The sequence below is a fragment of the Streptomyces sp. NPDC059355 genome, from assembly GCF_042752335.1.
Taxonomy (GTDB): Bacteria; Actinomycetota; Actinomycetes; order Streptomycetales; family Streptomycetaceae; genus Streptomyces.
Map to the genome: position 1 here is coordinate 49,981 of NZ_JBHYXN010000026.1, position 12,852 is coordinate 62,832.

The 12,852-nt window shown below is 70.4% G+C and carries 12 protein-coding genes; 10 read left to right on the forward strand and 2 right to left on the reverse strand.

Features of this window, described 5'->3' with window-relative positions; translation table 11 throughout:
• Window positions 1-27: 27 nt before the first annotated feature.
• The 9 genes from ACFXGI_RS23970 (at window position 28) to ACFXGI_RS24010 (ending at window position 10,860) form a co-directional block, all read left to right on the forward strand.
• Window positions 28-939: an N-acetylneuraminate synthase family protein gene (locus ACFXGI_RS23970; protein ID WP_384710130.1), complete on the forward strand. Its 912-nt coding sequence runs from the start codon at window positions 28-30 to the stop codon at window positions 937-939.
• 40 nt (window positions 940-979) lie between these two features.
• A complete protein-coding gene (locus ACFXGI_RS23975) occupies window positions 980-2,191 on the forward strand; it encodes a hypothetical protein (protein ID WP_384710133.1) in 1,212 nt (403 codons plus the stop codon).
• 137 nt (window positions 2,192-2,328) lie between these two features.
• Window positions 2,329-3,573 carry an amidohydrolase gene (locus ACFXGI_RS23980; protein ID WP_384710261.1) on the forward strand — a complete coding sequence of 415 codons (1,245 nt, stop codon included), beginning with the start codon at window positions 2,329-2,331 and terminating at the stop codon, window positions 3,571-3,573.
• A gap of 229 nt (window positions 3,574-3,802) precedes the next feature.
• Window positions 3,803-4,870: a BMP family protein gene (locus ACFXGI_RS23985; RefSeq protein WP_384710136.1), complete on the forward strand. Its 1,068-nt coding sequence runs from the start codon at window positions 3,803-3,805 to the stop codon at window positions 4,868-4,870.
• 283 nt (window positions 4,871-5,153) lie between these two features.
• A complete protein-coding gene (locus tag ACFXGI_RS23990) occupies window positions 5,154-6,716 on the forward strand; it encodes an ABC transporter ATP-binding protein (protein WP_234435541.1) in 1,563 nt (520 codons plus the stop codon).
• Window positions 6,713-7,828, forward strand: a complete 1,116-nt coding sequence (locus ACFXGI_RS23995; RefSeq protein ID WP_384710138.1) for an ABC transporter permease — start codon at window positions 6,713-6,715, stop codon at window positions 7,826-7,828. The genes ACFXGI_RS23990 and ACFXGI_RS23995 overlap by 4 nt, the downstream gene beginning before the upstream one ends.
• Window positions 7,825-9,090, forward strand: a complete 1,266-nt coding sequence (locus tag ACFXGI_RS24000; protein WP_384710140.1) for an ABC transporter permease — start codon at window positions 7,825-7,827, stop codon at window positions 9,088-9,090. Before ACFXGI_RS23995 ends, ACFXGI_RS24000 begins: the two co-directional genes overlap by 4 nt.
• Window positions 9,087-9,485 carry a cytidine deaminase gene (locus ACFXGI_RS24005; protein ID WP_384710143.1) on the forward strand — a complete coding sequence of 133 codons (399 nt, stop codon included), beginning with the start codon at window positions 9,087-9,089 and terminating at the stop codon, window positions 9,483-9,485. Before ACFXGI_RS24000 ends, ACFXGI_RS24005 begins: the two co-directional genes overlap by 4 nt.
• A 97-nt stretch (window positions 9,486-9,582) precedes the next feature.
• Window positions 9,583-10,860 (forward strand): thymidine phosphorylase, encoded by a 1,278-nt coding sequence (locus ACFXGI_RS24010; protein ID WP_030865301.1) that lies wholly within the window; start codon window positions 9,583-9,585, stop codon window positions 10,858-10,860.
• Between the two features lie 57 nt (window positions 10,861-10,917).
• On the opposite strand, the gene ACFXGI_RS24015 is transcribed toward ACFXGI_RS24010, so the two are convergent.
• Window positions 10,918-11,493: a ferredoxin gene (locus ACFXGI_RS24015; RefSeq protein ID WP_384710146.1), complete on the reverse strand. Its 576-nt coding sequence runs from the start codon at window positions 11,491-11,493 to the stop codon at window positions 10,918-10,920.
• Between the two features lie 65 nt (window positions 11,494-11,558).
• On the opposite strand from ACFXGI_RS24015, the gene ACFXGI_RS24020 reads away from it, so the two are divergent.
• Entirely contained in the window at window positions 11,559-11,894 is a 336-nt protein-coding gene (locus ACFXGI_RS24020; RefSeq protein WP_384710149.1) for an STAS domain-containing protein, read from the forward strand.
• Here ACFXGI_RS24020 and ACFXGI_RS24025 read toward each other — a convergent pair.
• Window positions 11,790-12,794: a sigma-70 family RNA polymerase sigma factor gene (locus ACFXGI_RS24025; protein WP_384710151.1), complete on the reverse strand. Its 1,005-nt coding sequence runs from the start codon at window positions 12,792-12,794 to the stop codon at window positions 11,790-11,792. The genes ACFXGI_RS24020 and ACFXGI_RS24025 overlap by 105 nt on opposite strands.
• Window positions 12,795-12,852: the final 58 nt, after the last annotated feature.

Consider the following 12,852-nt stretch of genomic DNA (forward strand, 5'->3'; position numbering starts at 1 on the left):
CGCACCGAACGAAGGACCTCAGCTGCCATGACCGTCGCCACCCCCAACTCCCGCCTGCGGACCTTCGGCTCCCGCACCGCCGGCCCCGGCCGCCCCGTGTACGTCGTCGGTGAGATCGGCATCAACCACAACGGCGACCTCGGCAACGCGTTCGCCCTCATCGACGCCGCGGCCGAGGCGGGCTGCGACGCCGTGAAGTTCCAGAAGCGCACCCCGGAGATCTGCACCCCGCGCGACCAGTGGGACATCGAGCGCGACACCCCCTGGGGCCGGATGACGTACATCGAGTACCGCCACCGCGTGGAGTTCGGCGAGGCCGAGTACCGCTCCATCGACGAGCACTGCGCCAAGCGCGGCATCGACTGGTTCGCCTCCCCGTGGGACACCGAGGCCGTCGCCTTCCTGGAGAAGTTCGACGTCCCCGCCCACAAGGTGGCCTCCGCCTCCCTCACCGACGACGAGCTGCTGCGCGCCCTGCGCGCGACCGGCCGCACCGTCGTCCTGTCCACCGGCATGTCCACCCCGAGGCAGATCCGCCACGCGGTGGAGGTGCTCGGCAGCGACAACATCCTGCTCTGCCACGCCACGTCCACGTACCCGGCCAAGGCGGAGGAGCTCAACCTGCGGGTGATCAACACCCTGCAGGAGGAGTACCCCAACGTCCCGATCGGCTACTCCGGCCACGAGACGGGCCTGCAGACCACCCTCGCGGCCGTCGCCCTCGGCGCCACCTTCGTCGAACGCCACATCACCCTCGACCGCGCCATGTGGGGCTCCGACCAGGCCGCCTCCGTGGAGCCCGGCGGCCTGGCCCGCCTGGTCCGCGACATCCGCACCATCGAGACCGCCCTCGGCGACGGCGTGAAGCGCGTCTACGACTCCGAGCTCGGCCCCATGAAGAAGCTCCGCCGGTTCCAGGGCGAGCTCGCCTCGGTCTGACCCGGTACGACGCCCCGCCCCCGCACCTGACGAGGAGTACGTGGTGACCCCCTCTGCCTCCAGCCTGGCTTTCGTCGAGAGTCCGGTCCAACTCCTGAACGTGCTGGAGTGGGCGCACGCCGAAGCCGCGACCGCACCGGGCGGCGCCCCGCTGCTCGGCGCCGTCCCGCGCCAGCCCGGCCCGGCCGCCGCCCGCGGCCCGGCCGGGACCGCCGCCGCGGCCGGGAGCGCAGGGAGCGCCGCGGTCCCGGCGCTCCCGGCGGGGGCCGGGTCCTGGCTGCGGATCGTCGTACTGCCGCCCACCGACCCCATGTCCCGCGGCCAGCTGCGCCGGATGGTCGGCCTGGCCCGGGACGAGGGGTACGAGGTCGTCTGGCAGGAGGCCCGCGGCGGCCGGCTCGCCCCGCTCAAGGCGCTCGCCGCGCTCGCCAGGGACGTGCGCGCGGCCCGCCGCGTCGTCGTCGGCGACCCCTTCTCCCGGTACGTGCAGCTCCTGCTCACCCTCGTACGGGCCGAAGAGGTCGTGGTGGTCGACGACGGCACCGCCACCATGGAGTTCGTCGCCCAGACCGCCCGCGGCGAGCGCCTCGTACGCTGGCACCGGGTCGGCAGCGGCGGCCTGCCCGGCCGCGTCCGCGAGCTGGCGTACGCGCCGGTCTCGGCCACCGCCCGGCGCCGCTTCACCCCGGCCGCGGGCACGGGCCGCCGTGTCGAGGTGTTCAGCTCGATGCCGGTGACCGTCCACAGCGGGATGACGCTCCGGGTCAACGAGTTCGCCTGGACCCGCGCCCGGTTCGGCCCGCCGCGCCTGACCAAGGGCACCGATCTCGTCGGCACCTCCCTCGTGGAGACCGGCGTCGTCGACCCGGCCCGCTACCTGGACGCCGTACGCGCCCTGACGCTGGAACACGGAGCGACCCGCTACTTCGCGCACCGCCGCGAGTCCGCGGAGAAGCTGCGCACGCTCGGCGAGGCGACCGGGCTGGAGATCGTCCGGCCGGACCTGCCGCTGGAGCTGATCGCCCGGCGCGGACCGGTCGGCCGTACGATCGTCAGCTTTCCGTCCACCGTCGTCCACACCCTGCCGTACGCGCTGACCGGAACCGGTGTGACCGTCGCCGTATGCGATGTCGACCCGGCCTGGCTCACCGGCTCCGCCTCGCCGCGGGCCCGCAGCTTCCTCGCCGGGGTCACCGAGACCGCCCGTGATGTGCACAGACTGCCTGCCCAGACCGCCTCCGCGGCCGGATGAGCGCGCGAGTTTACCCCCGGGTGCATCCGGTCATGCGTCCAGAGGTCTGGTTTTTTTCCCCTAACGGCATGAACTTTTGGTGATCCACAGCCAGTTGGGCCATTCGTGCGCCTACCCTTCAACGGGTGAACCAGTTGATGTCCCGCGAGTCCCAGACCGCCCTGCCCGGCACGCCTGACCGGCCCGAGCTGCCCGGCAAGATTCCGGACCACCTGCGTGCCGAACTGATCGAGTTCCGCCGGGACTTGCACATGCACCCCGAGCTAGGACACCAGGAGTTCCGCACCACGGCGGCGATCAAGGCCCGGCTGGAGAAAGCGGGACTGCGGCCCCGCGTGCTGAAGTCCGGAACCGGCCTGATCTGTGACGTGGGCACGTGGGACGGGGGCCGGCCGATGCTGGCCCTCCGCGCGGACATCGACGGCCTGCCCATTCCGGACACCAAGACCCACGTCGCGTACCGCTCGACCTTCCCCGACCGCGCCCACGCCTGCGGCCACGACGTGCACACCGCCGTCGTCCTCGGCGCCGGCCTGGTCCTCGCCGACCTCGACCGGCAGGGCCTGCTGCCCCGTCCCGTGCGGCTGCTGTTCCAGCCGGCCGAGGAGGTGCTCCCCGGCGGAGCCACCGACGCCATCGCCTCCGGCGTCCTGGACGGCGTGGGCCGGATCATCGCGGTGCACTGCGACCCGCGGGTCGACGCCGGGAAGATCGGACTGCGCACCGGCCCCATCACCTCCGCCTGCGACCGGCTGGAGATCAGCCTGTCCGGCCCCGGCGGGCACACCGCCCGGCCGCACCTGACCACCGATCTGGTGACCGCCGCCGCCCGGGTCGCCGTCGACCTGCCGGCCGTCCTGTCGCGCCGGATGGACGCCCGCTCGGGCATGTCGATCACCTGGGGCCGGATCGAGGCCGGGCACGCCTGCAACGTGATCCCGATGCACGCCGAGCTCTCCGGGACGATCCGCTGCCTGGACATCAACGCCTGGCACGAGGCGCCCGATCAGATCCACGCCGCGATCGACGAGATCGCCGGGATGCACCGGGCCAAGTCCGAGATCACCTACGTGCGCGGGGTGCCGCCGGTCGTCAACGACCCGGTGGTCACCGAGCTGCTGCGGGAGGCGATGGCGGCCCGGCTCGGCAAGGAGTCGATCGAGGACACCGAGCAGAGCCTCGGCGGCGAGGACTTCTCCTGGTACCTGGAGCACGTGCCCGGAGCCATGGCCCGGCTCGGCGTGCACGCCCCGGGCGCGAGCGCCAAGAGGGACCTGCACCGGGGCGACTTCGACGTGGACGAGTCCGCGATCGGGGTCGGCGTGGAGTTCTTCACGGCCGCCGCCCTGCTCGACGGACGGCGTACCAGGCCGGCCGGATAGCGATCGGGCAAAAATTTGTACAACATCTGAGCGCTTCCCTTCACACCTGTCCAGCCCTTGGTACACAAGGGCTGGACGGTTGGGGAGTTACCGAATGGTCACTGTCCGATTCGCGACGATCCGATAACGACTCATGAACGGCCCTTTAACTGACATCTACGCGCGTTACGATCGCCGCGAAACCAGCGCCGGTCGTGGCGCTTCGGTCAGGTTTTGAAGGAGCCTCCCCTTGCGCCGGATCACCAGGATCGCCACCGTGGGCATCGCGTCCGCGGCGCTGGCCCTCTCGGCCACCGCCTGTGGCGGAAAGAAGTCTTCCGACTCCACCGCGTCCTCTTCGGAGTCGGCCGGTTCGTCGTCGAAGTCCGCAGCCATCGCCTATGACATCGGCGGCCGCGGCGACCAGTCGTTCAACGACGCCGCCTTCGCCGGCCTGGAGAAGGCCGAGAAGGAACTGAAGGTCAAGGGCGCCGAGGCGGAGCCCACCGAGGGCGAGAGCGAGGCGGACAAGGTCCAGCGCCTCACCGAGCTCGCGCGCAAGGGCAACAACCCGGTCATCGGCGTCGGCTTCGCCTACGCGCCGGCGATCAAGAAGGTCGCCGAGAAGTTCCCGAAGACCACCTTCGGCCTCATCGACGACACCTCGGTGACCGCTCCGAACATCGCGAACCTGGTCTTCAACGAGGAGCAGGGCTCCTACCTGGCCGGCGTCGCCGCCGCCAAGGCCTCGAAGACCGGCACGGTCGGCTTCATCGGCGGTGTCGAGGTCCCGCTGATCAAGAAGTTCGAGGCGGGCTTCACCCAGGGCGTCAAGGACACCAACCCGAACGCCAAGGTGCTGTCGGCCTACCTGACGCAGCCGCCGGACTTCTCGGGCTTCGCCAAGCCCGACCTCGGCAAGGCCACCGCCAAGGGCCAGCTCGACGGCGGCGCCGACGTGATCTACTCCGCGGCCGGCCTCGCCGGTTCGGGTGCGATCGAGGCCACCGCCAACGCGGGCAAGTGGGCCATCGGCGTCGACTCCGACCAGTACAACCAGGCCGGTCTGTCGAAGTACAAGGACAAGATCCTGACCTCGGTCACCAAGGACGTTCCGGACGCGGTCTACAACCTGATCAAGTCGGTCGAGGACGGCAAGCCGCAGATCGGTGAGATCCGCTACGGCCTCGACAAGAACGGTGTCGGCCTGGCCGACTCCAACCCTGCGTACAAGCAGATGGCCGACATCACCGCCGCGGTCGAGAAGGCCAAGGCCGACATCATCGCGAAGAAGATCACTGTCAAGACCGCCCCGTAAGGCCGTCTCTGACATGCAGTAGTGGTCTCCGGGGTCCGGGAAGCGGTCTCTATCGCTCCCGGACCCCGAGCCGTGTTCTGTGATCTTGTGGCCAGTTGGCCGCAAGTTTTCACTTTCGACAGTGCTACGCGCGTAGAGGCATCGTGGACGCGATACCGTCCTCCTCCCGCCCACCCGCCCGGCCGATCTCCGCCCTGTCCTCCTGCCAACTTGGCATTTCCAGCTCCTTCCGCGCCAAGGAGAGTGCGTCATCAACGCGTCCAGCCCCCCTCTCGCCGTAGAACTGAACGGCATTACCAAGCGTTTCCCCGGCGTCGTCGCCAACAAGGACATCGCGATCAGCGTCCGCAAGGGCACGGTCCACGCCCTCATCGGTGAGAACGGTGCCGGCAAGTCGACCCTGATGAAGATCCTCTACGGCATGCAGAAGCCGGACGAGGGCACCATCGCCGTCGACGGGGAGCAGGTCTCCTTCTCCAGCCCCGGCGATGCCATCGCCCGCGGCATCGGCATGGTGCACCAGCACTTCATGCTCGCCGACAACCTCACCGTCCTGGAGAACGTGGTTCTCGGCGGCGAGAAGCTCTACGGCATCGGCTCCAAGGCCCGCAAGAAGATCCTGGAGATCTCGGACGCGTACGGCCTGGGCGTGCGCCCGGACGCCCTGGTCGAGGACCTCGGCGTCGCCGACCGCCAGCGTGTGGAGATCCTCAAGGTCCTCTACCGCGGCGCCCGCACCCTCATCCTCGACGAGCCCACCGCGGTGCTCGTGCCGCAGGAGGTGGACGCACTCTTCGACAACCTGCGCGAGCTCAAGGCCGAGGGCCTGACCGTCATCTTCATCTCGCACAAGCTGGGCGAGGTGCTGAAGGTCGCCGACGACATCACCGTCATCCGCCGCGGCACCACCGTCGGCACCGCCGACCCGAAGACCGCAACGACCAAGCAGCTCGCCGAGCTGATGGTCGGCAGCGAGCTGCCCACGCCGGAGACCCGCGAGTCGACGGTCACGGACGTCGCGATGCTCAAGGTCGAGGACCTGCGGCTGGCCGCCACCGACCCCGACGGCGTCGTCCGCGAGGTGCTCGCCGGCATCGGCTTCACCATCCACAAGGGCGAGGTCCTCGGCATCGCAGGTGTCGAGGGCAACGGCCAGACGGAGCTCATCGAGGCCCTCATGGGCATGAGCCTCCCGGACGGCGGCGTCATCACCCTGGACGGCAAGGACATCTCCAGCACGCCGACGCGGGCGCGCCGCGAGGGCGGCATCGGCTACATCCCCGAGGACCGCCACCGCCACGCGCTGCTGCTGGATTCCCCGCTCTGGGAGAACCGCATCCTCGGCCACGTCACCGAGGCGCCCAACTCCAAGCGCGGCATCCTCGACCCGAAGGCCGCCCGCAAGGACACCGAGCGGATCGTGCGCGAGTACGACGTCCGCACCCCCGGCATCGAGGTCACCGCGGCCTCCCTCTCCGGCGGCAACCAGCAGAAGCTGATCGTCGGCCGCGAGATGAGCCACAGCCCGAAGTTCCTCATCGCCGCCCACCCCACCCGTGGTGTGGACGTCGGCGCGCAGGCGCAGATCTGGGACGCGATCCGCGAGGCCCGCCGCGAGGGCCTGGCCGTGCTCCTGATCTCCGCCGACCTGGACGAGCTGATCGGCCTGTCCGACACCCTGCGCGTCATCTACCGCGGCCGCCTGGTCGCGGACGCCGACCCGGCGACCATCACGCCCGAGGAGCTCGGCACCGCCATGACGGGTGCCGCCCGCGGACACCTGGACGCCACCGACAACCCTTCCGCCGCTGCCGACGGTGACACGACGGAGGACGAGGCCCGATGAAGAAATTCGACAAGGACCGGCTGCTGCTCGCTGCGGCCGGACCCGCGCTCGCACTGGTCAGCGCCTTCGTGCTGACCATGATCGTGCTGGCCGCATCGGGCGTGGACCCGATCGACCCGCTGCGCATCATGATCGACCAGGCCGGTTACGAGGACGTCCAGGTCCTGATCGTCAACCAGGCCGGCATCTACTACCTGGCAGCCCTGGCCGTCGCCATCGGCTTCCGGATGAACCTCTTCAACATCGGCGTCGACGGCCAGTACCGCCTCGCGGCGATGATCTCGGCCGTGGTCGGTGCGAAGGTCGCGCTGCCCGGTCCGCTGCACATCCTGCTGATCGTGCTCGTCGCCATGGCGACCGGTGCCTTCTGGGCCGGCATCGCGGGCATCCTGAAGGCCCGCCGCGGTGTGAGCGAGGTCGTCTCCACGATCATGCTCAACGCCATCGCGACCTCCGTGATCGCATGGCTGCTGCTGCCGAAGAACCTCGGCGTGCAGCCGGCCGGCTCGAACGACCTGACCACCGGTGACATCCCCGACTCGGGCTGGTTCCCGGCCCTGTCCCTGCCCGGTGGCGACATCTACGGCTTCACCTTCGTGGCCTTCGCGCTCGGCATCGTCTACTGGTTCGTGCTGAACCGCACCCGCTTCGGCTTCGACCTGCGCGCCTCCGGTGCCAGCGAGTCCGCCGCGCAGGCCTCCGGTGTGGAACCCAAGAAGATGATCATGACCGCGATGCTCATCTCGGGCGCGGTCGCCGGCCTGACGGGCATGCCGCTGCTGCTCGGCGAATCCCACACGTACAACCTGTCCTTCCCGCTGGGCATCGGCTTCACCGGCATCACCGTCGCGCTGCTCGGCCGCAACAACCCGGTCGGCATCCTCTTCTCGGCCTTCCTGATCGCCTTCATCGACAAGTCCTCGGCCGGCCTCGACCAGAACGGCTACGCCAAGGAAATCGGCACGATCATGCAGGGCCTGATCGTCATCGCCGTCGTCGTCAGCTACGAGCTCGTCCGCCGCTACGGCATCCGCCGCCAGCAGCAGAAGGTCGGCGAAGAGCTGGCCGCCGGCCACGCCCTCAAGACCGACAACAAGGAGGTCGCGGCGTGAGCACCAGCACCGTTTCCGCGACGAGCGCCGCACCCAAGAAGGGAGGCGGCCGCCGCAAGGTCACCCTCCCCTGGATCCTGCTGATGATCGCGGGCGGCCTCGCCCTGATCTCCCTGGCCCGGGTCATCTCCGGCGCCGACGACCTGACCTCCGTCGGTCAGGTCTCCGGCGCCCTCCAGCTCGCCGTGCCGATCGGCCTCGCGGGCCTCGGCGGCCTGTGGGCCGAGCGCGCGGGCGTGGTCAACATCGGCCTCGAAGGCATGATGATCCTCGGCACCTGGTTCGGTGCCTGGGCCGGCTACCAGTGGGGTCCGTGGACCGGTGTCCTGATGGGCATCGTCGGCGGAGCCCTCGGCGGCCTGCTGCACGCGATCATCACGGTCACGTTCAACGTGAACCACATCGTCTCCGGTGTGGCGGTCAACATCCTGGCCGTCGGCTTCACCCAGTACCTGTCGAACTTCACCTTCGACAAGGCCCCGGGCGGCTCCTCCAAGCAGTCCCCGCGCATCGACCCGATCACCGAGATCACGATCCCAGGGCTCTCGGACTGGCTGGCCACGCTCCAGGGCAAGCACTGGTTCCTGATCTCGGACCTCGCCGGTGTGCTCGGCGGCCTCGTCACGAACCTGTCGCTGCTGACGGTCGTGGCGGTGCTGCTGGTCCCCGCCACCTGGTGGGTGCTGTGGCGGACCTCCTTCGGTCTGCGCCTGCGCTCCTGCGGTGAGAACCCCGTCGCCGCCGAGTCCCTCGGCGTCAACGTCTACAAGTACAAGTACATCGCCGTGATCGTCTCCGGTGGGATGGCCGGCCTCGGCGGCGCGTTCCTCGCGATCGTCTCCACCGGCATCTACCAGGAGGGCCAGACCGGCGGCCGCGGCTACATCGGTCTCGCCGCGATGATCTTCGGTAACTGGATGCCCGGCGGCATGGCCCTCGGCGCGGGCCTCTTCGGCTTCACCTACAGCCTCCGGCTGCGCGGCGGCTCCGAGAACGTCCACGCGATGCTGCTGCTCCTCGCGATTCTGCTCGTGATCGTCCTCGTATGGCAGCTGTACAAGAAGAAGTACGTCCAGGGCGCGATCGCCGCGGCCTGCGCGGCCGGTCTCTTCCTCTGGTACGGGCTGACCGACTCCGTCCCGAGCCAGTTCGTCGATGCCGCCCCCTACGTCACCACGCTGCTGGTGCTCGCGCTGTCCGCGCAGCGGCTGCGGATGCCCAAGGCGGACGGCCTTCCGTACCGCAAGGGCCAGGGCAAGTGACGACGGCGATCCAGCCCGACTGGGAAGCCCTGCGGGAGGCCGCCCGGGACGCCATGTCCCGGGCGTACGCCCCCTACTCGGACTTCCCGGTCGGGGTGGCCGCCCTCGTGGACGACGGCCGGATCGTCGTCGGCTGCAACGTGGAGAACGCCAGCTACGGGCTCAGCCTGTGCGCCGAGTGCGGGCTGGTCTCCTCCCTGCAGGCCACCGGCGGCGGCCGCCTGACGCACTTCACCTGCGTGGACGGCAAGGGCGACATCCTCGTCCCGTGCGGCCGCTGCCGCCAGCTGCTCTTCGAGTTCGGCGGACCGGAACTGCTGGTGGAGACCCCCAAGGGGGTCCTTCCGCTGGCCGAGATGCTGCCGCAGGCCTTCGGGCCGGACCACTTGAGATAGCCGTGCCGACGGCCCTTCGCCCTGCCGGGCGAAGGGCCGTCGTGATTCCCTCTTCTTCTCTCTCCACCCTCTCTATGCGCGTAGAAGGAAGCACCACATGGACGTCATCTCCGTCATCCGAACGAAGCGGGACCGCGGTGAGCTGAGCCCCGAGCAGATCGACTGGGTCATCGACGCGTACACGCGCGGTGTCGTCGCCGACGAGCAGATGTCGGCGCTGGCGATGGCCATCCTGCTGAACGGCATGAACCGCGCCGAGATCAAGCGCTGGACCGCCGCGATGATCGCCTCGGGCGAGCGGATGAACTTCGACTCCCTGTCCCGCCCGACCGCCGACAAGCACTCCACCGGCGGCGTCGGCGACAAGATCACCCTGCCGCTGGCCCCGCTCGTCGCCGCCTGCGGCGCGGCCGTACCGCAGCTCTCGGGCCGCGGCCTCGGCCACACCGGCGGCACCCTCGACAAGCTGGAGTCCATCCCCGGCTGGCGTGCGCTGCTCTCCAACGAGGAGATGCTGCACGTCCTCGACACCACGGGCGCGGTCATCTGCGCGGCGGGCGACGGCCTGGCCCCCGCCGACAAGAAGCTGTACGCGCTGCGCGACGTGACCGGCACCGTCGAGGCCATCCCGCTGATCGCCTCCTCGATCATGTCGAAGAAGATCGCCGAGGGCACGGGCTCGCTCGTCCTCGACGTGAAGGTCGGCACCGGCGCCTTCATGAAGAACATCGAGGACGCGCGCGAGCTCGCCTCGACGATGGTCGCCCTCGGCACGGACAGCGGCGTCAAGACGATCGCCCTGCTCACCGACATGTCCACCCCGCTCGGCCTGACGGCCGGCAACGCGCTGGAGATCCGCGAGTCGGTCGAGGTCCTGGCCGGCGGCGGCCCCTCCGACGTCGTCGAGCTGACCCTGGCCCTGGCCCGCGAGATGCTGGACGCGGCGGGCATCAAGGACGCCGACCCGGCCAAGGCCCTGGCTGACGGCTCCGCGATGGACGTGTGGCGCCGGATGATCGCGGCCCAGGGCGGCGACCCGGACGCGGCCCTCCCGGTCGCCCGCGAGCAGCACGTGGTCACCGCCCCGTCCTCGGGCGTCCTGACCCGCCTGGACGCGTACGGCGTCGGCGTGGGCGCCTGGCGCCTGGGCGCCGGCCGCGCGCGCAAGGAGGACCCGGTGCAGGCGGGCGCGGGCATCGAGCTCCACGCCAAGCCGGGCGACACCGTGGTGGCCGGCCAGCCGCTGATGACCCTGCACACGGACACCCCGGAGAAGTTCGAGTACGCCCTGGCCTCCCTGGAGGGCACGTACGACATCGCCCCGGCCGGTACGGCGTTCTCCGCCACGCCGATCGTCCTGGACCGCATCGCCTGACCTGCGGCCCCCTGCGCGCCGGCGCGGCTCCCCGTCCGGAGCCGCGCCGGCGTCCTTTCAGAGCCGGGGCAGGGCCTCCCCGGGCGCCGGCTCCCGCCGCAGGTCCAGCCAGAACAGGTAGCCGCGCAGGTAGGCCTCCAGCCCGTCGTCGATGTACGCGACGAAGTCCCGGTGGCCGTCTGCGGCGTCGTGGTAGTGCGGGACGTACATCGGGTTCTCCGTGTAGGAGGACCACTCCGCGGCCGCGGCCACCGCCCACTCCCGCACCCGCCCGCGCTCCCGCCACCACGCGCGGACGCCCTCGGGGGTCCAGTGGTCGTCGCCGTCCCAGGCGTAGTTGTTGTACAGCTCCCAGCCGGCGGCGGTCACGAGGGCCTCGGTCTCCCGTTCGTTCACCGGCTGGCGGAAGACGAACTCGTGGAAGTCGTCGAAGGCGACGTGGTCGCGTGCATGGTCCCGTCCGAACTGCATGCAGTCGGTGTCGGCCCCGTAGAACGGGCCCGGGACGTTGCGCCAGTTCCGGTCGGCCCACTCGCCCTGGAAGACGGGCGTGCCGAAGGTGGCGTAGGGCGAGCCGTCGAGCGAGAGGAGACGGCGGGCCGTGGGCACGGGGTCCCAGTAAGGCGTGATCACCGGGCCCATTCTGTGCGGTGATGCGGTGACCGATGAGTCGGTCGAGGCCCGCAGGTCAACATCTCGTGGAGACCACCCGACTCGTGCTGCCCGGATCCGGACCGACCGCGCGCGACACCGCCGCGCTGTGCGCACGCCTGGCCCGGCTCTACGACGACGGGGCCGCGGCCGTGGAGTGCGACGCCTCCGCCGTCACCGCCCCGGACCTCGCCGCCGTCGAGGCCCTGGCGCGGCTGCGGATCGCCGCGCGCGGGCGGCCGCTGCGGGTGACCGGGGCCGGGCCCGCGCTCCGGTCCCTACTGCACCTCGCCGGACTCCTCCAGCTGCTCGGGGAGGCCGAAGAGCGGGAACCAGCGGTCGGTGTCCAGGAACGCGTTGAGCCCGGTGATCCGCCCCTGTGAGACCTCCAGGACCTGCAGCGCCCACGGAGTCCAGCCCGGGGCCCCGTCCTCGCGCGGCCGGTACTGGCCGAAGGCCGGCAGGCCGTTCGCCGTGGTCGGGACCAGGCGGGAGCCCTTGCAGCCGATGCCCTGAACGAGGTGCCAGGCGGCGATGTCCTCGTGGCCCTGGAGCCACAGGTCGAACGGCGGCATCGACAGCACCGCGTCCTCGTGCAGCAGGGTGGTCAGCCGCGAGATGTCGTACGCCTCGAAGGCGGAGAGGTACTGCTCCAGCAGCTTCACCTGCTCCGCGTCCAGCGGGTCCGCCGTCTCGCTCTCGCGCATCCGGGTCGCCGACATCGTCGCCCGGGCCCGCTGGAGGGCGCTGTTCACCGAGGCCACCGTCGTGTCCAGCAGGGTCGCGACCTCGTCCGCCTTCCACGCCAGCACCTCGCGCAGGATCAGCACCGCACGCTGCTTCGCCGGGAGGTGCTGCAGCGCCGCCACGAACGCCAGCCGTACGGACTCCTTCGCCAGCGCCATCTCCGCCGGATCGGCGGTCTGCGGCAGCACCCGCCCGTCCGGCACCGGCTCCAGCCACGTCACCTCCGGCCGCTCGTTGAGCACTGCGGACGCCTGGTGCTGCGGGGCGCCGAGGTCCATCGGGCGGGCCCGCTTCTTCCCCGCGCTCAGCAGGTCCAGGCAGACGTTGGTGGCGATCCGGTACAGCCACGAGCGCAGCGAGGATCTCCCCTCGAACTTCCCGAAGCTGCGCCAGGCGCGGACGTACGTGTCCTGCACCGCGTCCTCGGCGTCGAAGGAGGAGCCGAGCATGCGGTAGCAGTAGCCGGTGAGCTCGACCCGGTAGCGGTCCATCGCCGCGTCCAGGTCGGATTCGATGCCCGTGGCGACGTCACTCATGGCTGTCTTCCCCCAGTCGGTCCGATACCCCGAAGCTACCGGAGGGGTCTGACAACGG

Coding starts and splice junctions, on each gene's coding strand:
- ACFXGI_RS23970 (WP_384710130.1), top strand. CDS start 28: ATGACCGTCGCCACCCCCAACTCCCGCCTGCGGACCTTCGGCTCCCGC.
- ACFXGI_RS23995 (WP_384710138.1), top strand. CDS start 6,713: ATGAAGAAATTCGACAAGGACCGGCTGCTGCTCGCTGCGGCCGGACCC.
- ACFXGI_RS24010 (WP_030865301.1), top strand. CDS start 9,583: ATGGACGTCATCTCCGTCATCCGAACGAAGCGGGACCGCGGTGAGCTG.
- ACFXGI_RS24025 (WP_384710151.1), bottom strand. CDS start 12,794: ATGAGTGACGTCGCCACGGGCATCGAATCCGACCTGGACGCGGCGATG.
- ACFXGI_RS23980 (WP_384710261.1), top strand. CDS start 2,329: ATGTCCCGCGAGTCCCAGACCGCCCTGCCCGGCACGCCTGACCGGCCC.